The organism is Pseudoduganella violaceinigra DSM 15887, assembly GCF_000425385.1.
In the GTDB taxonomy this organism is placed as follows: Bacteria; Pseudomonadota; Gammaproteobacteria; order Burkholderiales; family Burkholderiaceae_D; genus Rugamonas; species Rugamonas violaceinigra.
Window position 1 is genome coordinate 510,689 of the sequence record NZ_AUDI01000004.1, and the last position, 26,996, is coordinate 537,684.

Annotated in this window: 26 protein-coding genes; 10 read left to right on the plus strand and 16 right to left on the minus strand. The window is 59.9% G+C overall.

What is annotated here, in order from left to right:
- Positions 1-11: 11 nt before the first annotated feature.
- From H597_RS29905 to H597_RS35630, 13 genes are all read right to left on the minus strand, one after another.
- The gene (locus H597_RS29905) at positions 12-1,028 is read right to left on the minus strand and encodes a Rieske 2Fe-2S domain-containing protein (protein WP_083940961.1); all 1,017 of its coding nucleotides are present in this window, start codon (positions 1,026-1,028) and stop codon (positions 12-14) included.
- The gene (locus H597_RS0105960) at positions 1,025-2,143 is read right to left on the minus strand and encodes a GNAT family N-acetyltransferase (RefSeq protein WP_028101327.1); all 1,119 of its coding nucleotides are present in this window, start codon (positions 2,141-2,143) and stop codon (positions 1,025-1,027) included. The genes H597_RS29905 and H597_RS0105960 overlap by 4 nt, the downstream gene beginning before the upstream one ends.
- Positions 2,140-3,297 carry an ATP-grasp domain-containing protein gene (locus H597_RS0105965; RefSeq protein WP_028101328.1) on the minus strand — a complete coding sequence of 386 codons (1,158 nt, stop codon included), beginning with the start codon at positions 3,295-3,297 and terminating at the stop codon, positions 2,140-2,142. Before H597_RS0105965 ends, H597_RS0105960 begins: the two co-directional genes overlap by 4 nt.
- Positions 3,290-4,636: a F390 synthetase-related protein gene (locus H597_RS0105970; protein ID WP_035373167.1), complete on the minus strand. Its 1,347-nt coding sequence runs from the start codon at positions 4,634-4,636 to the stop codon at positions 3,290-3,292. Before H597_RS0105970 ends, H597_RS0105965 begins: the two co-directional genes overlap by 8 nt.
- Positions 4,623-5,468: an MBL fold metallo-hydrolase gene (locus H597_RS0105975; RefSeq protein ID WP_028101330.1), complete on the minus strand. Its 846-nt coding sequence runs from the start codon at positions 5,466-5,468 to the stop codon at positions 4,623-4,625. The genes H597_RS0105970 and H597_RS0105975 overlap by 14 nt, the downstream gene beginning before the upstream one ends.
- Positions 5,465-6,481: an NAD-dependent epimerase/dehydratase family protein gene (locus H597_RS0105980; RefSeq protein ID WP_028101331.1), complete on the minus strand. Its 1,017-nt coding sequence runs from the start codon at positions 6,479-6,481 to the stop codon at positions 5,465-5,467. Before H597_RS0105980 ends, H597_RS0105975 begins: the two co-directional genes overlap by 4 nt.
- The gene (locus H597_RS0105985; RefSeq protein ID WP_028101332.1) at positions 6,478-7,473 is read right to left on the minus strand and encodes a 3-oxoacyl-[acyl-carrier-protein] synthase III C-terminal domain-containing protein; all 996 of its coding nucleotides are present in this window, start codon (positions 7,471-7,473) and stop codon (positions 6,478-6,480) included. Before H597_RS0105985 ends, H597_RS0105980 begins: the two co-directional genes overlap by 4 nt.
- 458 nt (positions 7,474-7,931) lie before the next feature.
- Positions 7,932-8,150: a hypothetical protein gene (locus H597_RS34705; protein WP_154667973.1), complete on the minus strand. Its 219-nt coding sequence runs from the start codon at positions 8,148-8,150 to the stop codon at positions 7,932-7,934.
- Positions 8,151-8,229: 79 nt separating this feature from the next.
- Complete coding sequence (locus H597_RS0105990) at positions 8,230-8,520, minus strand: DUF7660 family protein (RefSeq protein WP_028101333.1); 291 nt, start codon at positions 8,518-8,520, stop codon at positions 8,230-8,232.
- 69 nt (positions 8,521-8,589) lie between these two features.
- A complete protein-coding gene (locus H597_RS33960; protein ID WP_211232013.1) occupies positions 8,590-8,943 on the minus strand; it encodes a DUF5071 domain-containing protein in 354 nt (117 codons plus the stop codon).
- Positions 8,940-9,299, minus strand: a complete 360-nt coding sequence (locus H597_RS35460) for a hypothetical protein (protein WP_028101334.1) — start codon at positions 9,297-9,299, stop codon at positions 8,940-8,942. Before H597_RS35460 ends, H597_RS33960 begins: the two co-directional genes overlap by 4 nt.
- A 1,124-nt stretch (positions 9,300-10,423) precedes the next feature.
- Positions 10,424-10,888, minus strand: a complete 465-nt coding sequence (locus H597_RS34710; RefSeq protein WP_154667974.1) for a hypothetical protein — start codon at positions 10,886-10,888, stop codon at positions 10,424-10,426.
- Between the two features lie 147 nt (positions 10,889-11,035).
- Complete coding sequence (locus H597_RS35630) at positions 11,036-11,242, minus strand: hypothetical protein (RefSeq protein WP_028101337.1); 207 nt, start codon at positions 11,240-11,242, stop codon at positions 11,036-11,038.
- A gap of 615 nt (positions 11,243-11,857) precedes the next feature.
- Between H597_RS35630 and H597_RS0106025 the strand changes: the two genes are divergently transcribed.
- The 8 genes from H597_RS0106025 to H597_RS0106070 all read left to right on the plus strand — a co-directional run bounded on the left by H597_RS0106025 (position 11,858) and on the right by H597_RS0106070 (position 18,822).
- Positions 11,858-12,358 (plus strand): hypothetical protein, encoded by a 501-nt coding sequence (locus H597_RS0106025; protein ID WP_154667975.1) that lies wholly within the window; start codon positions 11,858-11,860, stop codon positions 12,356-12,358.
- A gap of 183 nt (positions 12,359-12,541) precedes the next feature.
- Positions 12,542-13,516 carry an alpha/beta fold hydrolase gene (locus H597_RS0106030; RefSeq protein ID WP_083940963.1) on the plus strand — a complete coding sequence of 325 codons (975 nt, stop codon included), beginning with the start codon at positions 12,542-12,544 and terminating at the stop codon, positions 13,514-13,516.
- 3 nt (positions 13,517-13,519) lie between these two features.
- Complete coding sequence (locus H597_RS0106035) at positions 13,520-14,965, plus strand: catalase (protein WP_028101340.1); 1,446 nt, start codon at positions 13,520-13,522, stop codon at positions 14,963-14,965.
- Positions 14,966-14,984: 19 nt separating this feature from the next.
- On the plus strand, positions 14,985-15,641 hold the full coding sequence (locus H597_RS29910; protein WP_035373169.1) for a hydrolase: 657 nt from the start codon (positions 14,985-14,987) through the stop codon (positions 15,639-15,641).
- Positions 15,638-15,895 carry a DUF1427 family protein gene (locus H597_RS0106055; RefSeq protein WP_028101342.1) on the plus strand — a complete coding sequence of 86 codons (258 nt, stop codon included), beginning with the start codon at positions 15,638-15,640 and terminating at the stop codon, positions 15,893-15,895. Before H597_RS29910 ends, H597_RS0106055 begins: the two co-directional genes overlap by 4 nt.
- Complete coding sequence (locus H597_RS0106060; protein ID WP_028101343.1) at positions 15,892-17,784, plus strand: amidohydrolase; 1,893 nt, start codon at positions 15,892-15,894, stop codon at positions 17,782-17,784. Before H597_RS0106055 ends, H597_RS0106060 begins: the two co-directional genes overlap by 4 nt.
- A gap of 1 nt (position 17,785) precedes the next feature.
- Positions 17,786-18,208, plus strand: a complete 423-nt coding sequence (locus H597_RS0106065) for a DoxX family protein (protein WP_028101344.1) — start codon at positions 17,786-17,788, stop codon at positions 18,206-18,208.
- Complete coding sequence (locus H597_RS0106070) at positions 18,205-18,822, plus strand: YoaK family protein (protein WP_035373170.1); 618 nt, start codon at positions 18,205-18,207, stop codon at positions 18,820-18,822. The genes H597_RS0106065 and H597_RS0106070 overlap by 4 nt, the downstream gene beginning before the upstream one ends.
- Here the strand turns inward: H597_RS0106070 and H597_RS0106075 are convergent.
- The gene (locus tag H597_RS0106075) at positions 18,796-19,443 is read right to left on the minus strand and encodes a response regulator transcription factor (RefSeq protein WP_229632098.1); all 648 of its coding nucleotides are present in this window, start codon (positions 19,441-19,443) and stop codon (positions 18,796-18,798) included. The genes H597_RS0106070 and H597_RS0106075 overlap by 27 nt on opposite strands.
- A 149-nt stretch (positions 19,444-19,592) precedes the next feature.
- On the opposite strand from H597_RS0106075, the gene H597_RS0106080 reads away from it, so the two are divergent.
- Positions 19,593-22,538, plus strand: a complete 2,946-nt coding sequence (locus tag H597_RS0106080; protein WP_028101347.1) for a sensor histidine kinase — start codon at positions 19,593-19,595, stop codon at positions 22,536-22,538.
- Between the two features lie 175 nt (positions 22,539-22,713).
- Positions 22,714-23,466, plus strand: coding sequence for a PEP-CTERM sorting domain-containing protein (locus tag H597_RS33965; RefSeq protein WP_161630580.1), 753 nt, complete (start codon positions 22,714-22,716; stop codon positions 23,464-23,466).
- Here the strand turns inward: H597_RS33965 and H597_RS0106090 are convergent.
- Positions 23,359-24,879 (minus strand): hypothetical protein, encoded by a 1,521-nt coding sequence (locus H597_RS0106090; protein WP_028101349.1) that lies wholly within the window; start codon positions 24,877-24,879, stop codon positions 23,359-23,361. The two genes, H597_RS33965 and H597_RS0106090, sit on opposite strands and share 108 nt — an antisense overlap.
- Entirely contained in the window at positions 24,867-26,969 is a 2,103-nt protein-coding gene (locus H597_RS0106095; protein ID WP_028101350.1) for a TonB-dependent receptor, read from the minus strand. Before H597_RS0106095 ends, H597_RS0106090 begins: the two co-directional genes overlap by 13 nt.
- Positions 26,970-26,996 lie beyond the last annotated feature (27 nt).

Genomic DNA, 26,996 nt, shown 5'->3' on the forward strand with positions numbered 1-26,996 from the left:
CTCCCGAAGCCCTAGAGGTATATGACCGACTCAGGTACGGCATCGGCGTCCGTCAGCGGCTCGCCCTGTTCCCAGATCTTTTCCAGATTTGCTCGTACGATATCGAGTCGCGTGGAGACGCCTCGCTTGCCAGGAAAACGCGCCTGATTCATCGCCTGCAGTTCCAAGGTGCGTTCGTCCTGGCGTGCCACCTTATGCAGGAACGGGTAGACGAGCCAGCGCACCGCCCAGCGAGGCGCCCAGCGGTTTTCGACATGCATCGTAGTAAACACATGCGTGTGGTCCTGGGTTTCCGGCGTGAAGTGGAGCGTGATCCGAATCACACTGCCATTTGCGTACACATACTCGATCTGCGCCGATCCCGCGCCGGCAAAGTGCAGCTTTTCCGAAACGCGCGGCGACTCGAATAGTCGGAACAGGATCCCTGACTGGGCAGCCTGATCGCGGTAGTTCACGACGAATCCTTCGCCGGTGATATCGAGCTTAACCCGTACGGCCGAACGCGGCGCATCTGGTTTTCTTACCAGGCCGGGATGCACGGTGTGCGTATGGAGCGGATCCAGGAAATTCTCGATCACGTCGACAATGTAGCCGCGCCAGTGCAGCTGGTTCAGAAACTTGCGGGAATCCGGCAGAAACTTAGCGACCATCTCGGGAGGCGCGGCGTCACCCTCGGCCGCGAGCCGCACCCAGACCATGCCATCCAGTTCGCGTACTGCAATCGTGCGCGCGCCCACTTTGGGCAGGCAGTCGCCTTGCGCCAGCCCCGGTACGGCCTTGCAGCGGCCATCGGCGCCGAACACCCAGCCATGGTAGGCGCACTCGATGCCGGTGGGTGTCACACGACCTGCGGATAGCGGCACCTGCCGGTGTGGGCAGCGGTCTTCCATCGCGACGATTCCACTGTCCAGGCGCATCAGCACGAGCGGGCGGCCGAGCACCGTTACGGCCAGCGGTTTATGGCCGATCTTGTCAGCGATGGCAGCGACGAACCAGCGTTTGCTAATGGAAGGGTGCCAGGTCGTCATAGCTTGAAACGCCGCATTAGGGGAACTCCTATCTTGTTGGTCAATGCGCTCAGTACCCCAACCGCGCGCCGCGTGGATTTCGGCATGTGAGAAACCAGGACCGCGCTGTATTCGATGGCGGGCGTCCCGCCGCGCAAGCGCTTGAAGTGCGCGGCACCGGCGCTCAGATTGATATTAGACCCGGTGGCCATCGCTTGTTCGAAGACACATGCCATCAGCAGCCGGTACATTCCCAGCGATTGCGGCAGGGCCGTTTCGTAGCCGACGATGGGGGCGGTAAGCATCCCGTCCTGCGCGAAGATGCCGACCACGGCTTGTAGTTCGCCTGCATTGTCACGGAAGCCATGGAAGCGGAGAAGGCCCGCCGCGTGCCAGCGCTCGATGAAGCGGGCCGTATATCGGGGATTCAGCATCGAGTACTTTTCAAGGTATAGCCGGCGGTATAAGGTCTGGATGCGCAAATAATCGGCTTGCGTGAAATCGCTGCCGTCGGTGCGTTTCATCGATGTCTTGGAGAGCAGCATCAGGTCACGCTTCAGACCCTGATGGCGCTTCACCTTTGATGGCAGGTCATCAAACAGGTAGACTTGGCGGCTGGGCACCATCTGAAATCCTTGCGCGGCCAGCGCGGCGATCCAATCCTGGTTCAGGATGCTGTTCAGCGAGCGGAACCACAAGGCATGTTGCGGCCAGCGTTCCCGGGCGTTCTGCACCAGGTTCTCGAGCCACGGGGAGTCGAGGGGGGGATAGAGATTTGTGCTCAACAGCCAGTTATTCAGCGTGACCGCGCGGTCGATGACGGCGCGCTCGAGGACCCGTCCGTAGGCGCGACAGACCAGCCCTAGTGGCGCGCCGATGATGGGGTGAACATTGCGATGTAGCTCTTCCAGCGCGTAGTCACAATAGGTCGTCAATGGAGAGCACACCCAGGCATTGCCTTTCTCGCCATCGTTGACGGTGACCGGCAGCGACCGGCCGTCGACCATCAGCAACGCCACCTCGGTCCGCAGGTTGTCCGCGAACACGCGCGGATCCGTCCCACAGTGAATGACGCCAAACGCCGCCGCGCTGCTGGTGAACGTCGTCGTCGACTGGTTGGGGGGAAGCGTGTTCATAGATGGGCCAGTGCCTCGCCATCCCATTCGATATCGCGGGTGGCCGCTTCGCGCAGTGTGCAGCGCTGGCGCCGCGATAGCAGCAGATACGAGCCGATGTCGGCTACTGCGCCGACCAGCGGAACGCGGTCGCCAGTCACGCCGATCACATCGTCCGCCGCCAAAAAATCACGGCGCCATGCGGCGATGCGGCCGCTTGCCAGCGCTTGGCCCAGTCCAACGCTCGCCATGACCGGAGCGATCATTCGTGCCCGTAGCGTGGAAGGCGTGACCAGCCCCGGCGTGGCGCCGGCAAGGGCGGCGGGCAATGCATCCCCGGTCCCGAACAGATGCACGCCACTGATGGCCCTTGGATTGCACTCGATGACCGCCGGGTCGTCGTTGCCGGCGTCGATCCAGTCGAATGAAATCTGTCCGGTGAAGCGCTGCTGTGCGACAAAGCGCGCGACGAACGCGGCGATGCGCTGCGACGCATGGTGTGCAAAATAATAGCTCGAGCTACGCTTCAGGCGGTACTTTGGCAGGTAGACCGCGTGGGCCGTCAGCACTCCCTGGTCGGCAACACTGTACGAGCATAGTTCCTGCCCGTGGCGATAGTGCTGCACAATCCAGCGCCCCATTTCCGCCAGTTCTGGTGCGTCGGCCGGAATCCCGTCGGCAAAGAGCCGTACGTGGACGCCGAAGCGCGAAAACTCCGGCTTGAGCACGACCGGCGCGCCGTTTGCCCATTCTTTAGCTTCACCGATGTTGCGGACCTGTGCGCTGGCCGGCGCGTTGCCGCCGCATTCGCTGGCAAGCTGCAAAAAGTCCCACTTGCTGTGCAGGGTGCGCAGTTTGTCGAAGTCGTCCGCGAGGACGCGACATGACGACGGCAGCGCGTACCGGTAGCGAGACAGGTAAAACACTTCCTCGCAAGTGGGAATAACAAGATCGATCGCGTGGCGCCTGATGGCGTCCGACAGGCCCGCGATAAACGCGGCCGGATCGAAGCGCGGTGACGCCAGCGAAACCGTTGACCCCACCGCACGGGACCAGCCGGAAATGCGGCAGGGGATGCTGTCGGCGATATGGACCATCCAACCCTGGCTGGCAAAGCGGCGGGCGTGGTCCAGGGCCACGGGGGCGCGTCCGCCGAGTATCAATACCTTAGGCATGGGTGGCCTCCTGTCCGGTGGTGGGGCGCTGGACACAGCGGATACGCCTGCGCTTGACGTGGGCGTCCGTTTCGCTGAAAGGCATGCGCTCGAAAATCGGCGGCGTTAATTGATGGCGGGCGGTCAGGCGGCGCAGCGCCGCCGTCAACTCCGCGCAGGATGCGTCTTCCTCGTCCGCGACGGCGATGCGCCACGTCATGCCCCGCTGTTCGATGCGGTAATCCGGCAGCGTCGCCGGTGCCGACGCCACTGCCTGGCGCACCATGTCCGGGAAAAGTGGCGCTGGGCTGGCGTCTTGCGCGCTGTGCAGCCACAGCACGTCGTCGCAGCGGCCTTCGATGGCCTCGATCGCGCTGCCGGCAGCACCGCAGCCGCAAGGTGTGGAGCGCAGGCGCAGCACGTCGCCGAGCCGGTAGCGGACGATAAGCTGCGTGGTACGCGAAAAGTCGGTGATGATGGGTGTGAAACGCGTCTTGTCCTCATCCAGCCATTCCGGCTCGACGTGCACGAATTCCTCGTTCAGGTGCAGAACGCCGGCATCGCAGGTATAAGCCAGGAAGCCCTCCGTGCATTGATAAAGCTGGTGAACCTGCTGGCCAAAGGCTTGCTCGATGCGGGCCTTGTCGTCGGGCTCGAGCACCTCGGCCACTGAGATGACGCGCTCGGGACGGATCGGCAGAACACCGTCCAGCGCCAGTTCCGCGAGCCGGCCAAGTATGCGGGCGGGAGCGACCAGCAGATCCGGTTGCTGCGCGATCAGACCGGCCAGGTGGCAGTCAACGCCCTGCACCAGATCGTAAAAGCGGAAATCCACGCGGCGGCTCTTCAAAGTGGTGTAGAGATTGCTGTTCGCGCGAAGGAAAAACGCGACCTTCACGGGCCGGTTCCCGGCGAGCAGCTGACGCATCAACTTGCGAGGCAAGGCGCGCGCCATCATGATGCCGGCCCAACGCGCGCGTTCCCCGGGCGACACCAGGAACACGCCACGCGTGCCCGAAGTACCGCTCGACAGTCCGACTGTGATGCCGCGCAGCTGTGGCGTGAAATCGCGCGCCGTTTCGGCGGCGAGGCCGGCTTGCGTCGCTTCATCGAGCGTAATGCCGGCGGTATTCATGCCGTCGAAATGCGCGAGCATGGTCTGCTTGTCGACGATCGGCAGGGCGGACAGCGCTTGTCCCGCATAGCTGCGGTAATACGGACTGCGCGGCAGGTGGGTGTCGAGGAAGCGCTGGACCTGTCGCTGCTGCCAGGCCTCGAATGCGGCGCGGTCGCGAAAGCGCAGCAGCCAGCGGGTACGCGCCAATTGGCCTGCCAGGCGCAGCGTGTCAGTAAGTCTCATTCTGCCAATCTTTCAAGGTGCGTTCGCAATGCGAGGGTACGATAGCGACGCCGGTACGGCGTGCGGCCAGTTCGCGCAGTCTGGCGAAGGTGGTATGGTAATCGCGCCGGCTGTCGAATATGCGGCTGGCGATCCAGGTGGGCGGCCTGTCCTCATCGAGGGCGCGGCGTGTCCAGGCGGCGTCCGCCACCAGGAAGACGTGGCGACCGTCGGCGCGGCGGAATGCGATTCCCAATTGGCCCGCCGAATGGCCAGGCAATGGGATGCCTGCCACGCTGCCGTCGCCGAACAAGTCAAACCCATAGTCGAACGGTTGGAACTCGCGGGGCAGCGGCATGTGTTTCGTTTCCTCGGCAACTTCCAGGCGCGCCGCGAAATCGGCCGGCAACAGGGCTGGCAGGCAGCCGTGGAGCAAGTTGCCAAGGCGCGAGCGCTTCAGCAGTGCGTGGAAGTCGGCATGCGTCGACCAGAAGCGCGCTTGCGGAAAATCTTTGAGGCCAGCGATATGGTCACCGTGGTAGTGCGAAATAATGATGTGCCGGACTTCGTTGGCCGCGATGCCCAGACCTGCCAGCTGGGCCACAAGCGTTTTCTTCGGCGCGAGCGTGGGCGGCGTAATCCATCGGTAGGCGCGTTCGGGAAAGGGCTGGGTCGCCTCGAAGAAGTGCGGGCTGTACCCGGTATCGAACAGGATCACGCCGTGCTCGGGGTGCTCGATGACGCCGCACAAGGCCGGAAAGCGCAGGCTTGACCAGCGTCCGCCGCGCATCGCGATACACTCGGGATGCGAGCAATGTCCTACATCGAGCAGATGGAATTTGATTGGCTTCATCTTGGGGTGTTTTCCATTGTCTCGCGCCACCACTGGCCGGTGCGGCGTATTCCTTCGTCCAGGCTGACGCGTGGCCTGTAACTCAGGTGGGATGCCGCGCGCGACAGGTCCAGGGTTTGCGAGAAGGCGATAGCGCCGAGTGAGTAACGCGTGAAAGGCGGTTCCCAGTCCGGCGCCAGGCGCGCCACGGCTTCAAGCAGTCGCGCTGCCAGGTCGGCGGCGAAGTATGGCCGCGGCGCCGCATTGAACGGTACATCGAATGCCGCTGCGATGCGTGCCAACAGGTCCCCGATTTCAATCGGTTCGCCATTCGATACATTGAAAACCGGTTCAATGCCGACCGGGTTGGCGGGCAGGGCGAGCGCAGCTTCGATCGCGTCTACGACATTGTCGACATATGTCATGTCGACTAGCGCGCGGCCGCCGCGCAGCAACGGCACGCGCCCCAGCCGTATAAGCCGCAGGAGGCGCGGCAACAAGGCATTGTCCCAGGGACCGAAAATGGCGCGCGGACGCAGGATGATCGAATGCGGCAGTGCCGCGTCCAGGATCAGGGCTTCCGCGGCGCGCTTGGTGCGGGCGTAATCGTTCACCGGGGCCGGCAACGGACTTTCTTCACGCACCTGCAAACGGTCGGCGAATTCGAAATAGATACTGGGGCTCGATATGTGAACGAGTTTGGGAACGTCCCTGGTCCGGCAGGCTGCGAGGACCTCGTTTACGGCTTCGACGTTGCTACGCTCGAAGCCCTGCCGGCGGCCCCATGGCGAAGCCAGCGCCGCGCAATGTACGACCGCATCCATCCCCCGGCAGCACGCCGCGAGCGTGGCGTGCGCTGCAGCCGAACCATGATCAATCGCGACGAAATCGACGTCGTGTCGCCCTAAAGATTTGACCGCTGCCGCTTCACGCGCATTGCGGCCGGTGAACAAGACCCTGTGTCCGCGTTCGGCAAGTCGCCATACGGTATGCCGCCCGAGGAAGCCGGTCCCACCTGTGACCAGGATGTTCATAGGGTCAGTACCATGCCGCCCATCGTCAGGCCGGCTCCGGTTCCGAGCATCATGATCGTATCACCGCGCTTGGCGCGTCCTTGCGTGAGGCAGAGGTGCAGGGCTGTGGGAAGCGAAGCGCCGACTTGATTGCCGTAATCGGGAAAGATGTTGACCAACTGTCGGGGCGAGATATCCAGACGGCGCGAAAGATGCGTCAGCGCGAGTTGGCTCGCTTGATGGGGGACTACGGCCGCCAGATCCTTCATCCGCACACCGGCATTCGCGAGCAGCTTGTCGGTAAAATCCGGCAGCGCTTCGGATGCAAGCTTGAACACCGACTTGCCGTCCATCTGGAATACGGTGAGCGACGCGAAAGGCTGGTCCAGCTCGCGGCGCGGATGGTAACGCGAACCGCCAGCGGGGATTCGGCAGTGGTGGACGCCCTTGGACAAGGTTTCGATCTTCGACGACAAGATGGCGGACTCGCCACCTTCTTCCGTGCGCCGAATGACGGCCGCAGCAGCGCCATCGCCGAAGATTCCGCCCTCGCGCAGATTGCTCCAGTTGATGCCGAATGTCGCAATATCCGACGATACGAGGAGGACATGTCGATAGCGGCCAGCCTCGACCAGATAACTCATCGTGTCCAACGCTGCCAGGAAGGATAGGCAGCTCGCATTGATGTCAAACGTCGTTGTGCGCTGCGCCGACAGTCCTAGCTCGGCATGAATCAATGCGGCGTTGTATGGCAGGGATTGGTCCATCGTGGCGGAGGCGGCGACGATGCAGTCAATGTCGTCCCAGTCCAGACCGGCGTCCTCCATCGCCCGCCGACAGGCTTGCGCGGCAAGCTCGGCTGCGGTTTCGGTGGTGGACAGGAAGCGGCGGCGCACCCCGGTTTGCCTCAGGGACGTTCCCGGAGACAAGCGCAAGCGCTCGTCCAGTTGCTGGCTGCTCGTTGCTTGCGCTGGCACGGCCATTCCCGTGCCAGCAATTTGTATCGATCTCATGTTCCGCGCTCTGTGGGGTTCTCGCTTTGGCGTTGTTGCCTAACGGAACTTTATCTTAAAGCATTAAGGATGAAATGAAAGTCTCTTTGATACTGATATTGTATTGTTAGCTGATTGGTATCGATTTGTGATGCGTTAGTCGAGCGCCGGGTCATCAGTTCGGCAGGCCGCAAGGGGGCGCATGCGCTTTCCGATTCGTTCTGCTATTGCAACCGGGCCGCCATTGATACTCGGTGCCAGCAAGCGAAGTGGAAGTCAATTTCCGACAGAACTGGCATCGCTAAATCGGCAGGAGGCGCGGTGACGTTTTCGGCTGCTGGGCCGATGAATTGGCGGGGTATGGAAGTAGCGTGGTAATGCTCTTGAAGCACCGTAGCAAAAGAATCGCAGGCAGTCGGAAGATGCGCTAAAACTGTTCGGTTTTATATGGTTGTGTCAAGTGAGCTGCCGCTTCTCGCTCATTCCGAACGGTTTCCGCCCATCGAAGGAGATTGGGCTTGAATCTCAGGACATGGAGTTGCGCCCTCCAGCCACCATTTCTCTTTGTTCTCTTCTGGGAGAAAGTAGCTGGTTTCAAACCCGTACGCGTAATAGCCCGAGTATGTGCTTCGTTCTGATTCGGCATAACCACAAGAGACGAGGCAAAACAGGGTGAGGAAGCCTGGGAAGATCTTCATTGAGTTCCAACGTGTGCGATAACCGGTGGCTGGAGCGCGCAGCGCGTAAGCCGTCCGGTTGATTAAGAGGTTAGGCGAATTACTCATAGATTTTGCCGCAGTAAAGGAAAACTGCAAACCGCTTCCAGTAGTTAGATTCAGGAATACCTTGTTTGACACCGAAGTCGGTCGACTCGGCCCAAGCCGCAGCGCCTTCAAGGAACGTCTCAATTGTCAGATTTTCCCACCCGTTCGCGCTCGCCGCGTAGGGCGACGAAGGTTCAGCCGCTTCCTTAGCCAGGCAATCCAAACGATCAGCGCGAAGCGCATGAACGAATTCGAGGAACGAATTTGAGTCCGTTACCTTTTCAAGGAGTTCGTGAAGTTCCAAAGTATGCCTAACGTGTTGAATTCAGCGGCGCCGTAGGCGTCCGCTGGAATGAGCTGTTATGCGATTGCGTCATGCCAATTTCAAAAGCTCTATCACGAGTTGATCCAGTCCTTCCGCTCGTTCGCCGTACGTTGGCGCATTTGCGATGCGCTTGAGTTCTGGCTGAAGCAGCACAATTAGTTCTTTAGAGTTCACAACAACACCACTAACGAGACTCGATTTCCAGGTGTCGTCGCTGGATTCGAGTACAAGGCGAATGCCCGGCGCCACAATACTGCCAGCACTTGCCAAGAATGGAGCAAGAACTCGCGCGACAGGCCAATTTAAGTCCTGCACCCATTCCAGTAGGCCCGGGTCAGTCGCATCCCCCGAGGCTACTATTTCTTGAACAGTACTCGTATCGAACTTATCAGCGGGCATCATCGTAGTGGGCATAACGTGACAAGTAACCGGCTGCCGGAACGCGCAGCGGGGAGGCAGTCCGGTTGACTGCATTGGTAGGCCTTTTCAATTTTTTCATGCTGCCCCACCAACATAGATTGCTCTTCGAGCGTCGGCCAACGCTCCTCATTGAATTCGAAAGTGGCATACAAAAAGTTCGAGCGAAAGCTCTCCAGTCCTTTGTCCGGAAAAGTATCTCGCAGCCATTCAAGTCGGGTCCAGAACGCGCTCTCGTCAAAACCTTCAAAATCAATCGCAGAAAACAAGGCGAGGTTGTGTAGCCAGTCTGCGATACCCCCCGCAATTCGAATACTATCCTGCTCCCGAAGCCAATACATCGGATTCCATCGCTCCCACCATCGAAGCCCGATGGAGGCAACGGGTCGTATGCAAAGTGCGCCGTGGTAGATCAAGTACCGATATGCGTATTTTCTTGCTGCGTCCATCGCCGGATAAGGTCTAACGTGGCTGTTCAGCGGCGCCGGTAGGCGTCCGCTGGAACTGGAGGTTATGCCAAAGCGTTATTGTAAGGGTCATCGGGTTTGGCGACGGAATACCTGGTTAAGGAGCGGCAAGCGAATCTCAGATATGTTGGGGTTGTGCTTGAACTCTTTGATCTGGCGCAGCTCGTACAAGTAACGATCCCAGAAAGAATTCCACTTCTTTGTTTTCTTCGGAGACGGGACATGAAGCTTCCAATGCACACGAACGCTCTCGCGACCGCAAAGCGGGCAAAAGAAAGCCTCGATGTTTTGATCTTTGCGTTGAAGTTTGCGGCAATGGAGGCACGCGAATGTTCGATTACTCATGATGCATAACGTGATGTTAACCGGCGGCTGGAGCGCGCAGCGCGGAAGCCGTCCGGTTGAACCTGATGTTGGGCACCGCGCGTGAACTTGCCACGAATGCCCACCGTTTGCGCGTCCGCGCCAGCGCCCGCACGAACGGCAGCATACCGCACCGCAAGGCGCTTGCCAACGGACGCAGCGCCGCCAGCGGCCCAAACTCCAGCGCTTGTGGCGGCGGCTGATTTGCCGGATGCCTTGCAGCTAAGCGGAGTGGCGAGGACAACGGTCATGTTGAATGCGAGGCCCAACGTGATGTTAACCGGCGGCTGGAGCGCGCAGCGCGGAAGCCGTCCGGTTGAACCTGATGTTGGACACCGCGCGTGAACTTGCCACGAATGCCCACCGTTTGCGCGTCCGCGCCAGCGCCCGCACGAACGGAAGCATACCCTACCGCTAGGCGCTTGCCACAGGACGCAGCGCCGCCAGCGGCCCAAACGCCAGCGCTTGTGGCGGCGGCTGATTTGCCGGATGCCTTGCAGCTAAGCGGAGTGGCGAGGACAAAGGTCATGTTCAATGCGGGGCCCAACGTGGAGCTAACCGGCCGCCGGAGCCGAAGGCGGAGGGAACCGAAATGCGCAGCATTTCGGCGGTCCGGTTGAGCGAAGGGTTATGCCTCATTGCAGCCACTTGACCTCAAGGTTGTTCATAAAAAGCGCAATGATCTCTTGATCGTATGTGATGACCGTTCGGGTCACCGCATCGTTGACGACTCGCCACTCAGCAACGAAGTTGCCAGCGCCATCAGAGAACACTCCGCGAAAGGCGCAAATGTCTTTCACTAAGCAACTGCCTCCAAAGTAGCGGACTGGTTTTCCCTCGTGCTTTGTTAGATGGCGATCGCCCCACGCGTTGAACATTTGCGTGGTGTCGAGTTTCAGCGACTTCCCGTCGACCACGACGGTAAGGCTTTTGACATACGTCGAGGGAATACCACAGTCCGTGCCAAAAGGAATGCGACCATCAACCAGGCATGGTGAGCTATCGGAGTATTTCAGCTTGCTCTCTGAAAACGGAGCCTCAACTATTGTTACTTTGTGGCCGGACGGAAGCTTGAACGATGCAGTGCTGTCAGCCCCCAAGACAGACGCGGGGGCAAGAAAAAATGCAGTACAAGCGACAAGGATGCGAGTTCTATGAGGCATAACGTTGGACGTAACCGGCCGCTGCGGCGCGAAGCGATGCAGTGGTCCGGTTGACGGAATTGTTGGGCATAGGGATCAGCGTTCTCATCCGCGTTCAAAATGTACCCAAAAATGATTGTTGGGACAGTAAAGGCCCAGCGCTTTCTTATACTTGATAATGTCTTCTACCGTTAGCACAACTATTACGGTTTCACTGCATTTTGGACAGATGACTTTCAGCTGGCCAGCGGAGTACTCGTTCACAATTCGGATTTTGGTCTTGAGCGTCCCATCGTAGACGATCTCTTCCATCGATATCTCAATCTAAGTAAGCCCAACGTAAAGTAGACGTCAATTTGACTTTTTTGCAAATTTTACCACGACGTATAAACGCGGCTTGCCGAATCTCCTCAGCGGGCACGCACGTACCGGGATGTGAATATAAAACCTCCCAAAACCTGCAGAACTTCTTCATTTCGCCAAATAAAACCGAAGTTGCTCGACCATGTGCACGCGGTTATACCGGATTCTTCGTTGCAGCATTCGAACTTCGCCGGAATTCGTGGACTAGTTGGGCACGTTACCTTCTTCACGAAGAACGCCATCCGGGCAAAATGGGTAAAGGGAAAATTGACGTCTGGGCCATAGCCAATCTCTTGCGGCACCGCTACCAATGAGTGCTGCTTTACAGGACGAACAGGATGCCGGTCAATGCAGCCCGATCCCAGATGGATTTTCTCCCCGGATAGTGAAGCGACCTGGATGGGATTGCGGGAGTAGCGCTTCAATTCCTGGCCACAGTTCGTCGTCGGAAGTCTGTTTTCCCATCTGTTTGCTCCGTTCGTCATAATGAGCACAGTGAACAGGTATCTTGACGAGTGGGAGGAGGGCTGTGGTTATCTTGAAGTGTCTTTTAGGGACTCTTGTTTGTTCTCGCAAGAAATACTGGCGGCAATCTACCGTCTGCGAACTTATTCAACAGGAATGATCGTGAAATCGAAATTTGGCGTTCGTGCACTATTCGTTTGCTTTGCTTTTGCTTTAACCGTTACTGGATTCCTCGTTTGGGCAAAAGCAGCGTATGGCCAACCGGAGGCTATATCGGTAGCAAAGACCTTTTTGCTCAGATTGCAAAGCGGTGATTTTGAAAGTGCCCATGAGCTGACAACCAAGAAAGGATACGTCGGCAAGACCGCAGCAGAACTGCGCGAGTTCTCCCAGCGGCACACTTGCTTCAGCGGGCGATTTGTTTCGACCTTTCCTAGACAGACCAATGGAAACCGGCTGCGCAGGTTGTTCCGTGGTCAAGACGTCGATATGGACGAAGTCAATGTCGAATTTGAGGGCACGTGCTTACTGGGTGTCAGGTTGCGGCGAACGTCGGACAAGGCATGGAGGGTTTTCTATTTCGCCAGTCATGCCGGATAGTTGAGTAGCGCAGCCAGCCCACACGCTGACAAGCCGCTTAAAGTGGATGGGCGGAACCGATGAAGCTTACCCTCACCCAAAAGAGGTAGGCGGGGCACCCCCGGATGGGCGATTTAGAGCAGCGCATCGTTGGCTATTCTTCTTCTTGTGATTACAACCCCACAAGAAAGAAAGGCCAACACCATGTCATCTCCTATCAGCAACCGCCGTCGCCATGCCCTGCTGGGCGCCGCCACTGCCACCGCCGCCGCTGTCGCAGCGGGCGCCTCGTTCTCCGCTGTCGCGGCACCGGCGAGCCCCAAAGGCAGCGCCGCAGCCGGCCGCACCTCCGGTACTTTTACCACCCGTGATGGTGTGGAGATCTATTACAAAGATTGGGGCCCGCGTAACGGTCCTGTTGTGGTATTCAGCCATGGCTGGCCGCTGAATTCCGATAGCTGGGAATCGCAAATGCTGTTCCTGGCCGACCATGGCTACCGGACGATCGCCCATGACCGCCGCGGCCATGGCCGTTCCAGCCAGCCTTGGGACGGCAACGACATGGATCACTACGCAGACGATCTGGCGCAGTTGCTGGATTTGCTGGACGTGAAGAATGCGGCGCTGTTCGGCTTCTCCACCGGCGGCGGCGAAGTGGCGCGCTACCTGGCCCGTCACGGCAGCAAGCGTGTTGCCAAGGCCGGCCTGATTTCCGCCGTGCCGCCGCTGATGTTGAAGACCGCGGCCAATCCGGGTGGCTTGCCGATGGAAGTATTCGATGGTATCCGTGCCGGTTCGCTGAAGGACCGTTCGCAGCTCTACCTGGATATCGCCTCCGGCCCGTTCTTCAATTTCAACCGTCCAGGCTCCAAGCCATCGCAAGGCATGATCAATGCGTGGTGGATGCAGGGGATGATGGCTGGTCACAAGAACACCTATGACTGCATCAAGGCTTTCTCGGAGACCGATTTCACCGCAGACCTGAAAAAGATCGACATCCCGATGCTGGTGTTGCATGGCGACGACGACCAGATTGTGCCGATCGATGCTTCGGCCAAGGCTGCTGCTAAGCTGCTGAAGAACGCCAAGCTGGTGGTGTACCCGGGCGCCCCGCATGGGTTGACCGATACCCACAAAGACAAGCTGAACGCCGATCTGCTGGCCTTCATCAAGGGCTAATTCATGGAGCGATACCTGACTACCGCGGCCGGCGCACCGGTCGCGGACAACCAGAACGTGGAAACGGCGGGTCCGCGCGGCCCAATGCTGCTGCAGGACGTGTGGCACCTGGAAAAGCTGGCCCACTTCCACCGTGAAGTCATCCCCGAACGCCGCATGCACGCCAAGGGATCCGGTGCCTTCGGGACGTTCACCGTGACCCACGACATCACGCGCTACTCCAAAGCTGCGCTGTTCGGCGCTGTTGGCAAGAAGACCGATGTGTTCGCACGCTTCTCCACCGTGGCCGGCGAGCGCGGTGCGGCGGATGCGGAACGCGATATCCGCGGTTTCGCCGTCAAGTTCTATACCGAGCAAGGCAACTGGGACGTGGTTGGCAACAATACGCCGGTGTTCTTCATGCGCGACCCGCTCAAGTTCCCGGACCTGAACCACGCCGTGAAGCGGGACCCTCGCACGAACCTGCGAAGCGCCGAAAACAACTGGGACTATTGGACCTTGCTGCCGGAAGCGCTGCACCAGGTCACCATTGTCATGAGTGAGCGCGGCATTCCTGCCTCGTATCGGCACATGCATGGTTTCGGCAGCCATACCTTCAGCTTTATCAACGCTGCGGGTGAACGGCACTGGGTGAAATTCCACTTCACCAGCCAGCAAGGGATCGTCAATCTGAGCGATGAGGAAGCGTCGGCGCTGATCGCCAGGGACCGCGAATCCTCGCAGCGCGACCTGTTCGAAGCGATCGAGCGCGGTGAATATCCGCGCTGGACGCTGAAAGTGCAACTGATGACGGAGCAGCAGGCCGCAAATGCGTCCTTCAATCCGTTTGACCTGACCAAGGTCTGGCCGCATAAAGAATACCCGCTGCATGAAGTTGGCGTACTGGAGTTGAACCGCAACCCGGAGAACTACCACGCCGACGTCGAACAGGCGGCTTTCACGCCAGCCAATGTGGTGCCGGGCATCGGTTTTTCGCCTGATCGCATGCTGCAATCGCGCCTGTTCGCTTATGGCGACGCGCAGCGTTACCGCCTGGGCGTGAACCACCACGCTATCCCGGTCAACGCGCCGCGCTGCCCGTTCCATAGCTACCATCGTGACGGCGCCATGCGCGTCGACGGCAACCAGGGCTCCACTATCGGCTACGAGCCCAATTCCAAAGGCGAATGGCAGGAGCAAGCTGCCTACGCCGAGCCGCCGCTGGCGTTGGATGGCGCGGCTGCGCGCTGGAACCATCGTGTGGATGACGACTATTACAGCCAGCCGCGCGCGCTGTTCCGCCTGATGGACGAACGCCAGCGCCAGACGCTGTTCGACAACACCGCGCGTTCGCTGGCCGGCGTGCCGCTGCATATTCAGCAGCGCCACATTGAAAACTGCAGCAAGGCCGACGAGGCCTACGGCGCGGGCGTTTCCGCCGCGCTCGACAAATTACGACCACTTTGGTAATTCTTCGAAACGAATACAAATGACCATTACCGCTAAAGCCGCTCCAGGCACCCTGTTGCTGACACCGGGCGACCACACCCTGATCATGATCGACCATCAGTCGCAGATGGCCTTCGCAACCCATTCGATCGACGCGGTCACGCTGCGCAGCAACGCCGCTCTCGTGGCGCACGCCGCCGCCGGCTTCGATGTGTCGACCATCGTCACCAGTGTGGCGGAGAAGAGCTTCTCCGGCCCGGTTTTCGACGAAGTCAAGGACGCCTTCCCGGGCGCCGAAGTGACTGACCGCACCTCAATGAACACCTGGGAAGACGAAAACGTGATCCGCCGCATCAATGCCATCGGTAAGAAACGCATCGTGCTGGCTGGCTTGTGGACCTCCGTCTGCATCGTTGGACCGGCGCTCTCCGCACTGGACCAGGGCTTTGAGGTGTATGTGATTGCCGACGCTTGCGGCGACGTCTCGGCCGAAGCGCACCAGCGTGCAATGGAGCGCATGATCCAGGCCGGTGCGCGCCCAATGACTTCGCTGCAGTACCTGCTGGAACTGCAACGCGACTGGGCACGGACCGATACCTATGAATTGACCACCGGGATCGCGAAGAAATTTGGCGGAGCTTACGGTCTGGGTATCATCTACGCTCAAACCATGTTCCACGCCAAGGAAGGCCAGTGAAGATTTATCTTCTCTCGCTGGGTGCCGGCCTGTTGGCCGGCATCTTGTACGGCGCGCTGAACGTGCGCTCACCGGCGCCGCCCGTGGTGGCGCTGGTGGGGCTGCTCGGCATCCTGTTGGGGGAGCAGCTGCCGCCGCTGGTTCGCCAGTGGCTGGCGCCGAAAGAACAGCAGATTTCATGGTTGCGTGAGCAGGTCAAGCCGCATTGTTTCGGCGAACTGCCATGCGCCGGCAAAGATGAGGGAAAGCAATGAGTAAGATACCGGAGCTGATACTTCATAATGGCCGCTTCACGACCCTGAACAAGGGCCAGCCCGAGGCCAGTGCAGTCGCCGTGACAGGCGGCCGTTTCACCCATGTAGGCGAGGCGCGCGAAATACTGCCGCTGGCGGGACCGCAAACCCGCCTCATCGACTTGCAAGGCCGGCGCGTGCTGCCCGGCCTGATTGACAACCATCTGCACCTGATACGCGGTGGCCTGAACTTCAATATGGAGTTGCGCTGGGACGGCGTGCGCTCGCTGGCCGATGCGATGGCCATGCTGCGTGCCCAGGTGGCGATTACCCCGGCGCCGCAGTGGGTGCGCGTGGTGGGCGGCTTCACCGAGCACCAGTTCGCGGAGAAGCGCCTGCCGACCATTGAGGAGCTGAATGCCGTTGCTCCCGACACGCCGGTGTTTATCCTGCATCTTTACGACAGGGCGCTGTTGAATGGCGCAGCACTGCGCGCGGTGGGCTATGACCGCGACACGCCGGAGCCGCCGGGTGGCCAGATCCTGCGCGATCGTGCAGGTAATCCGACCGGCTTGCTGCTGGCGAAACCGAATGCATCGATCCTGTACGCCACGCTGGCCAAGGGACCCAAGCTGCCGCCGGAATACCAGCTCAACTCCACCCGCCATTTCATGCGCGAGCTAAATCGCCTTGGCGTGACCGGCGCACTGGATGCAGGCGGTGGCAACCAAAACTACCCTGAGGATTATCAGGTGATCCAGCAACTGGCCGATGCTGGGGAATTGACCATCCGCCTGGCCTATAACCTGTTTACGCAAAAGCCCAAGCAGGAGAAGGACGACTTCCTGAACTGGGCGGCCAGCAGCAAGTACCAGCAAGGCGACGACTACTTCCGTCACAACGGCGCAGGCGAGATGCTGACCTTCTCGGCCGCGGACTTCGAAGACTTCCGCCAGCCGCGCCCCGATATGCCTGCCGGCATGGAAGATGACCTGGAAGGCGTGATCCGTATCCTGGTGCAGAACCGCTGGCCATGGCGCATGCACGCAACCTATGACGAGACCATCTCGCGCGCGCTGGACGTGTTCGAGAAAGTGAACCGCGACATGCCGCTTGATGGCCTGCATTGGTTCTTCGACCATGCGGAAACCATTTCTCCGAAGTCCATCGACCGCATTGCGGCGTTGGGAGGCGGGGTAGCAGTGCAGCACCGCATGGCTTACCAGGGCGAGTATTTCGTCGAGCGCTACGGAGCTGCGGCAGCGGAAGCGACGCCGCCGGTGAAGTACCTGCTGGAGTCGGGCGTCAAGGTGTCGGCTGGCACAGATGCGACGCGCGTGGCTTCTTACAATCCGTGGGTCTCGCTGTCATGGCTGACCACTGGACGCACTGTAGGCGGAATGCGGCTTTATCCGCAGCGCAATCTGCTGGACCGCGAGGCGGCGCTGCGCATGTGGACCGAAAACGTGACCTGGTTCTCCAACGAGGAAGGCAAGAAGGGCCGCATCGAGGTTGGCCAATTGGCGGACCTGATGGTGCCCGACCGCGACTTCATGCGTTGCCCGGAGGACGAGATTACGGATATCACTTCGCTGCTGACCATTGTAGGCGGCAAGGTGGTTTACGGTGCCGGGCTGTTTGGCGCATTCGACCCGCCGATTCCGCCTGCGATGCCTGACTGGTCGCCGGTACGCCAGTACGGCGGCTACGGCTCCTGGGGCACCATGCCCGGCGCCATGGCGCTTGGCCAGGGCAGGGCGGCAACGGTGGCCGCGGCGGCGGGATGCGGCTGCGCCAAACAATGCGGCATGCACGGCCACCAGCATGCCACAGCGTGGACGCGCTCCCTGCCGATCTCGGATCTGAAGTCGTTCTGGGGCGCGCTGGGTTGTTCCTGTTGGGCAGTGTGACATGGCGCAGCACACTCGCGGCGCTGGGCTCTGGCACACCGGCATCGGTGGGCTGCATTGGCTGTTCCTGCTTCTGCTGTGCTCCGCCTACCTGCAGGGCGGCCTGGCCAAGCTGCTCGATTTTGGCGGGGCTGTCCGGGAAATGCAGCACTTCGGACTTCAGCCGCCTGCACCGCTGGCGATACTGGTGATCGCCAGCGAACTGGGAGCGGCGGCCATGATCCTGAGCGGCCGCCTGCGCTGGCTGGGCGCCATCTGGCTGGCCTTGTTCACGGTGGCGGCCACGTTCATCGCCAACCGCTATTGGAATTTCAATGGCCAGGAACGATTTGCCGCTGTGAACAGCTTTTACGAGCATTTGGGACTGGCCGGAGGCTTCTTGCTGGTGGCCTGGCATGACTTGGCGGGGAAGGTGGGAAGATGACACGCAATACTGCCCTGAGTTTCGTGGCCGGGTATGTCGATACCCTGGGATTCATTGCGCTGCATGGCCTCTTTACGGCTCACGTGACGGGCAACTTCGTGCTGCTCGGGCGGGAGGTGGTCGCGCCAGGAAACGATGTGCTGCTCAAACTTCTTGCCTTCCCGGCCTTCGTGGCGGGCGTGGTGGCCGTGCGCGCTCTGGTGCGTTTGCGCCAGCGCACCGGCAGCGATGCATTACGCCCGGCCCACCTGTTGCAAGCAGCGTTGCTGCTGGCATCGGCGGCTGCGGCGCGCTGGGACATGGCGGCTGGCCTGCTATGCGCCGCGGGCATGGGGGCGCAGAACGGCTACGGGAAGCTGCTCTTGGCGAAACTGCCTGCGAGTACCGTCATGACGGGCAACGTCACTCAGTTGGTGATCGATTGCCTGGATCGGGTGGACGGCGCCCCACGGCCCGCGCTGGCCAGTCTGGCGGGCGGCATACTTGCCTTCGGGTTGGGTTGCATGGCAGGCGCGCTGGCCTCGCAGTGGGGAATGGCTGTCGGTTTGCTGCCGGCAGCGGTACTGTTGCTAGGGTTGGCCTGGTTCTCACAGACCGATAATGCCGCGCTTTAGCGCAATAGTGACGGCGTGCGTGCGGTCGTTGGCATCGAGCTTGGTCAGGATGCTCCGCATGTGCGTCTTCACAGTTTCCTCGGAAATCTCCAGCAGGCTGGAGATGCGCTTATTGGAGTTGCCGGCCGCCGCGCATTGCAACACTTCGACTTCGCGCTCGCTAAGCAAGGATGCGCCCATATGATTGGCGAGTTGCTGCGCGATCGCGGGCGAGATGTAGCGTTGTCCGTCGTGAACCGTGCGGATCATCTGCACCAGTTCCTTTCGTAGACTGCTCTTGAGCAGGAAGCCGTAGGCGCCAGCTTCCAATGCACGCCGCACCTGGGCGTCGCCGCCGAAAGTGGTGAGCATTACGATGCGGGCGGCAGGGAACCGTGATCGGATTGCCTGCAGCGCTTCCACTCCGCACGTGCCTGGCATCGCCAGGTCCATAATGGTCACGTCCGGCCGGTGGGCGGCCCAGGCGGAGATCGCCTCGTCGCCGTCTCCCGCCTCGGCCACCACCCGCATGTCCATCTGGCTGTTAATGGCTTCGGCTACGCCGCTCCGCAACATGGGATGATCGTCTACCAGCAGTACGCTGATTTGTGAATCAAGTGACGGGAAATCCTGACTGCTCAAAAATACTCCTGCATTGGATAAAAACGGGGATTCTACCAAAGGCAACGATTCCCCTAGTCCGTGACCGCTACCGCACGTTATCCGGCCAGGACTTGGTCTCCGGTGAATGGGAACGTAAAATGCCGGGTTGATTACCCGAATTTACCTCTATGCCGACACTGCTCTTCGATCGGATCTTATTTATCTTGTTTTTGTCTGTCACGCCTGTCCTTTGCGGCGCTGCCACGGCGGGTTTCAGTCCGATTAATTTGCACCAGCGTAGCTGGACTGCCAAGGATGGCGCGCCATCAGCAGTCATCGGAATTGTCCAAACTCCTGACCGGTGGATGTGGATCGCGTCGTTGAACGGGATATATCGCTTCGATGGCACGCAATTTGAACGTTTCGCTTCGGGGAACGGCGTTGGGCCGAGGAGCGATATATGGGGGATGAAGGTACTGGAAAACGGTGATCTATGGATTGGTTACCGCTTTGGCGGCGCCAGCATGTGGCGTAGCGGCAGGCTGCAAACCTTTGGCGCTGAGGAAGGACTCAACGGGGGCAGCGTTTTGGACTTCGCAGAAGATGCTCGTGGCCGCGTGTGGGCGTCGACATCGCGAGGATTTCGTATATTCGATGGCATGCGTTGGACGTCGGCCGACGAAAGCAGCTCAGGGCGTACCGGTTCATGTTTCCTTGCCAAGGACCTCGGCGGCACCATCTGGGCCCGGTGTGAAACCGGGGTGTACACGCTGGATAAACACGCTGAAGCGTTTGGCGGAAAAGTTCTCGATTTAAGTTTCGGACGAATGGCCCTCGCATCCGATGGAACCCTTTGGGCGACCGGCGGTGCTGAAAATGAACTTGTCGCACTTGCGGGACCAGGTAAGGGCAAGCCTGTTCCGGCTTGGCCGCGTCCTCGAGGGGGTAGTGGGCCAATGATGTTTGAGCGCGATGGCCGCCACATCTGGTCTTCCCAGCCGACTGGCGTCATTCGCTACGGGCCAGGCGAAAATGGCGACTTGTTTGGTGTCGCAAACGGATTAAGCGGCAGTCTTGCCAACTGCTTCTATCAGGACGACGAGGGCAATATCTGGGTTGGCACTGAAAACGGGCTGGACCGCTTCAGGAAAACCGCATTATCCGGCGTAGCCCTGCCGCCGGCCTACTGGGATGCGGAAGCTATTGCTGCAGACGATGACGGTGCCTTGTGGGTCGGTAACGTGAAGGTGGCGGCGCCCGATATTCGCACGCTGGGCGAGCTTCCCACTCAGAACGCAGCGACCGCGGTGAGTGTCGTGTACAGGGATGGCGCAGATGTTTGGACCGGGGGACGTGACGGTCTTTGGCACTACGTAGCTGGTCAGCGTACCCGTGTTCCATTGCCCGACTACGTCAAGGTAATGCAATTTTTTGCGATATGCCGCGATGCAGAAGGGGCCTTGTGGGTCTCGGTCCGGGGCACCGGGATTATACGGCTAAAAGACGGCGTATGGCAGCGGGGCGGTGGCTATCGGGGATTGGACGCCCCGGCGAGTTCGATTGCGCGCGATGGCCGCGGGCGAATGTGGTTCGGACTTCCGAATAACGGCATCCGCATGCTCGACGGAAGTGCCGTTCACGCCTATGGGGCAGCGGACGGTTTGGCAATTGGGTCTGTTCTGCAAATCCTCAGCGATGGTAAGGATCTGTGGGTCAGTGGGTCCGAGGGTTTCTTTCACTTCGATGGCACCAGGTTCAGGAGACTTGTCGGCGAAGGGGATGACGAGTTCCTCGGCGTATCAGGGCTGGTTGAATATAACGGTTCCCTTTGGCTTAATGGAGCCGCGGGAATCACAACGATAAGTAAGCCGGAGCTTGAGCTCTCCTTGTCTGATGCGAACCATCGTTTGAAATTCAGACGCTTCAATCATCTTGACGGCTTGCGAGGCGTGCCAACGAACTCTTTCCCGGTTCCGACCATGGTTGCCGGCACGGATGACAAGCTATGGTTTTCCACATCAGCTGGCGTCTTTTGGTTTGATGCAAAAAGTCCAATAAAAAATCACGTTCCACCGCGGGTCTACGTAAGGGGTATTAACGTCGATGGCGCCGACGTCAAACGGCCGCTGGGCAATGCAACAGCTATTCAACCAAACCCTGGCCGGATTCGGATCGATTTCACCGCCCTCAGTTTCAGTATGCCCGAGCGCTTACGATTCCAATATCAAGTGGAAGGTATCGATCGGGGCTGGCAGGAGGGAGGCGCTACCCAGAGCGCGACTTACACCGGACTTGCTCCTGGCTTGTATCGCTTTCGAGTCCGTGCCGCCAACAATGACGGCATCTGGAGTGGATCCGATGCGGTGGCGGACTTCGAGGTAAGCGCCGCGTACTATCAGACCGTGTGGTTTCGAACGGTATGCGCATCCTTGCTTGTGCTGGTCTTATGGTTGCTGCACAAAGTTCGAATCGCCTATGTCGCCCGGCGTGCAGCCGAGGGTTACGCGATCAAATTGGGTGAGCGGGAGCGGATCGCTCGAGACCTGCATGACACTTTGCTGCAAAGCGTCCATCTACTGTCCCTAAGGCTGGGCAGTATGCTGGATCGGATGCCATTGGAAAATACCTCAAGGCAGGAGATTGAACGCTCGCTTTGCCTGGTTGAGACAGCGCTCCAGGAGGGGCAGGACAAGTTGCATGGATTGCGGCGTAGCCCGGTCTCGGATTTGTTGGACGATGTAAGAAGCACTTTTCTGACCGAATTCCCGCAGTTTTCGCTGTCAACGTCGTTTACGGGCAGGGTCAGGTTTCTGCAACCTTCGGTCAGTGAGCAGCTCCGTGCCATCGCATTCGAAGCACTTCGCAATGCTGCCCGACATTCCGGGACTGAGCAGGTTCGTTTTGCCCTGGATTACGATACGCATGAGTTCACGATGACCGTGATCGATAATGGAAAGGGATTGCCGGAACATGTTGCCGCTGCAGGCTGCAGTAAGGGGCGCTGGGGCCTGGTTGGAATGCGCGAACGTATTGTTCAACTTGGCGCCGAGCTGGTGATCGATAGCCGGCCGGGACTGGGCACCAAGGTCAAGGTCGTGGTAGCCGCAAAGCGCGCATACGTCGGGCTGGAGTAATTTTAAAAGGAGTTGTCCTGGCCCAGCCCAGGTTGCCCATTGTCGAAAATCTTTACAATATGGCGTGGCTCGACAAGGTATCACTTTCTAATTGCTTGTTTGTATGCGCTATTTTCTCTTGGTATGGCTATTGCTTGTGAAGTCATCAGCGTCAATCCGTCTGAGGGAGAGAGAAATGAGCGCATTGAAAGATTGCCGTTTGGCCATCGCCGGTCTTGGCTTGGCCTTGCTTGCCGCAACGGCCAGTGCCGATGTCATCTTCAATAACTTCAAGGGCCCCAATGCCGACGCGTATACGGAAGAGTATCGTGAAGCCGAGTTCGTCTTTGGCACGGTGCTCAATAGCCTCAACGACACGACCATTAAGCAAATCGGCGTACGCTGGCAGCTGCTGCAGGATACCAACGTCAAGTTCCTGATCTGGGAAAGCGGCTTGGGCGGCTTGTATGGCAGCTTGGACTGGCCAGGCGGCAGTAACTCTCTTCTGTATTCTCAGACCAAGTTCTTTACAGCAGGCAGTTCGCTGGACTTCATTTATTCCGATCCGCTGTCTTTCAGCTTCGAGGCCAATAAGCGCTACGATATCGGCATCGCGTTTGAATCCGGTGCAGCAATTGGCAGCTGGGACGTTGTGAATGGCTGCTCGGCAGTCAATACAGCGCAGGGGGGATTCGAGTCGATCAACCGCAATGCAAACATCAGCGACTATAGTTCGCCGCGAAGTGACAATGGCTACGCTTGTGTCGATCCGCACATTCAATTGCTTGGCGATCGCCCGCAAGGCAGTGCGAATGAAGTACCTGAAGGCGTAACCTTGGCACTACTCCCGCTCGGCTTGGTGGGCATGGCGCTTGTCCGCCGGCGCCGCGCGCCGGCGACTACGTTGCTTCAGGCGGCGCCAACCCAGCAGCAGCCCCGTCGCGCTTAGCATCGCGCCCAGGGTACAAAGGGACGCCACCGTGACGTCCCATAACGGGCGGGTGCGCAGGGCGGCTGTGAAGTCGAGCTGGTGCAAGCCATTGAATAGCCAACGGTTCCACTTACTATTGCTGTCGCTGTGCTCCACCAGTGCGCCTTGGACAGGATCGATATAGAACATGGTCTCATCTGCCGAGTCGAATTGCACGCGCAGGACGGGGAAGGGGCGGTTTGCATGGTGGCTGTAGTAATAGCTGTCGCCACTGGTAATCCTCTCGTATGCCAGTATAGGCATAGCTGGCCGCGTGGCATGCACGGCCTTTACCAGCACTTCATCCGAAATCGAGTGCGCGGCGGCGCCGTCTTGCGTGTCCAGTAGGCTGCGCGCAGCGCGATCAAGCGCACTTAGGTATAGTTTTCCGCCGACCCGCCGCCATTCCAGCTCAAGCGCACCGGGGTGGGCGCGAATGACCCGATCCAGGTCGATAGACAAATCATCTTGGCTCAATGGGCCGCCCGCGAAGGCGAGGCGGTCCGCTTGTGTCACGCCTGGCGATGACAGCCAGTCGAACGGCGTAACGGAAAGCCAGCCGCTGAATAACCAGGTGAGCGTCACTGCGCCGATGCTCAGGCCGAGCCAATGATGCCAGGCCTGCCAGCCGCGATATGGAGACATTCGGCCACCGCCATAGCGCTGACGGAACCTCACGCGCTGTACACCTAATACCATGCCGGCCATGACCAGCACAAAGGCCGCCGCCGACGACCACATCACCGCCTGGCGCCAAGGCTGCCCATGTGTACGCAAAGGGGTAAAGTAGATCCAGTGGATCACCGACCCGGCCCAGTTCCAAGCGCGTTCACTGCGCGTTGTATCTCGCACCAGCTCGCCTGTCCGGCCGGATACGTACAGCACACTGCCGACAGCATCGTCCGCTTCTACCCGGTATAGCGGCCGGTGCATTCTGACGGCGCCGAAAGTCCATTGATCCAGCTCGATTTTTTCGACTGTGAATGCCGCGGCGCCTGGGGCGGCGCCGCCGGCGGATGCTCGCGCGATCGCCTCAGTGATATGCAGCGCGGCCCCGGTGTCGGCCCAGACGGACGACCAGCGTCCATTTGCCAGGAAATGGAAAGCCGGCCGGTCCGCTACAGTGTTGATCTTGACGAAGTCGGGAACGCCAGGCTGCGCCGTGGATTGCCATGCATCCCACGCATTGACCTTGACCTGGCCCGCATTGAGCGGCGCGAGCCAGACCATGCGTTCCTGTGTACTCAGTTCGGGATACGGCACATACATCATGACGATGCCGGACCCAAACCACATCAGCACCAGGACGCCAACTGCGATGCCCAGCCAGCGATGCAGAAGGTGCAGCCGACGTTTCCAGGAGCCCATGGCGCCAGCGATCAGTAGTGCCATTGGACGGTCAGTTCGGCGTGTCGGCGCTCGCCCAGCAGATATTGGCTATCGCTGTACGAGGTACGGGCATACAGCTTGTCGGCGAGGTTGCGCAAGTTCAGCTGGAGCAGGATGTTGCGCTTGACGCTCCAACCCAGTGAGGCATCCAGCGTGGTGTAGGCAGGCAATGTTTGGGTGTTGCCGTTGTCAATGTAGCGTTCGCCGACATAGCGCACACCGAGCGCCGCACGCGAGCGCTCGGTACGGTAGTTAAGCCACAAGTTGGAGGAGATTTTCGGGACGTCGGCAGGGCGCTTGCCGGCGCGCGAGAGGTTGCCGCTTTCGATCAACTGGTCGAAGCGGGCATCGGTATAAGCTGCGTTGGCTTCCAGGCGCCAGGCTGGCGCCAGTGCGACGCTGGCACTGGCCTCGGCGCCTCTTGAAGACTGTGAACCGCCCTGGATCGACAGCGCTGGATTCGACGGATCGCGGGTGATGATATCGTCCTTGCTGATGTGGTAAAGCGCCGCAGTCCACTCCGCCTTACCGTTTGCCAGCGATTGTTTGATACCGGTCTCTACCTGGCGGGAACTAGTCAGTTTATAACGGCTGTTGGCCAGGTTCAGCGACAGCAGGCTGGTGACCGGGTCGCTGCCGCTACTGACTTGGCCGTACAGAGATGTGTCCGGCGCCACTTTCCATGTCAGGCCGAGACGCACGGCGTTGGCACGCAATTTGGAGCTGAAGCCTGCGGCACCCAGGAGGCTGGTACGCTCGACTTTGTATTGATCGTGGCGAACGCCGCCCAACAACAGCAGTGCTTCATTGATGCTGTATGCATCCTCAAGGTACAGCGCGTTGGTGATGGTGTCGGTGGTGAAGTTCGGCCGCAGAGGATCCGGGCTGTCGAAAATCCCTGGATTGAAACCGACAGCTGCCACCGTGGACGTGCCGCCGTAGGGAGCGTTATTCGTGTGCGTGAAATTGATGGTGGCCGCCTCCCATCCCGCCACGATGCGGTTGGCGCCGGCGTTCCAGCGCGCTTCGAGGCGATTGCCGGCCTGTTCCTGCTCATGCCGGATGGCGATGTAGTCATTGCGCTCGACGGCCTTGGCTTGCGTATTGTAAGAATAGGATTCCGCGTTGCGCCAGTTGCGGTGTGCCTTCATGTAGGCCAGTTCGTTGCTGATGGTTAGCGCTGGCCCAGCGCGCCAGGTCAAGCGGGCAATTGCCTTGTTGTCCCTGAACGAAATATCGGCGTCGCCGATGTCGTAGTTCTGGTCGCGCAATTCGCGCGAGATGCGGCCGTCAAGCAGCGGTGTACCAAAATAGCGTTGCGGCTTCTGTTCAACGTGATCGAGGGACAGGTCCAGGTCGAGATCTGCGGTCAACGCGTAGGCGAAGCTCGTCATGATTTTGCCATGACGGGATTGGCCGCGATCGATGAATCCATCACTATGATCCGCGTAGGCGTCGATGCGGAACGCCGCCTTTTCGCCCAAGGGGCCGGTGGCGCCGATGCCGCCTCGAACTGTCCTGCCGCCGCCGATACCGGCCATTGCCTCGACGCTGGCGGTGCGTCGCGGTGCCTTGCGCACGGCATTAATGGTCGCACCGGTGGTGCCGCTGCCGTAGACAATCGAGCCGGGGCCGCGCAGCACTTCGATGTAGTCGTAGCCCCACGGGTCGGCCGGATAGGTCGCTGTGCCTGAGCCTACCTGAGGACGCACGCCGTTTTCCAGCAGCGCGATGGCGCTGTTGCCGCTGAAGCCGCGGGCGGAATAGGCGACACCGTTGCCCGGCGAGCTTGTGTCGGTCAGTCCGGTGGTGCGGGTGATAGCATCCTTGACCAGCAGGTCGCCGCGCGCCTGCATGGTGTCCGCGCCCAGCAAATCTACGCTGGCTGGCAGTTCCAGTAGCGTGATGTTCAAGCGGCTGGCCGTCGTACTCTCGCGCGCCAGTCCTAGTCCTTCATGCAATGACTCTCCCTGCACCGTGATAGTCGGCATCACGTCGGTCTGTTGCGCCCAGGCGCCGGAAGTGGAAAGTGCGGCGATGGTGGCAACGATGGGGCGCAGGGAGATGGCAAGGGTAGGACGGAACGGGATCATGGAAGCTTCTCTGTATTAAGGAAATTC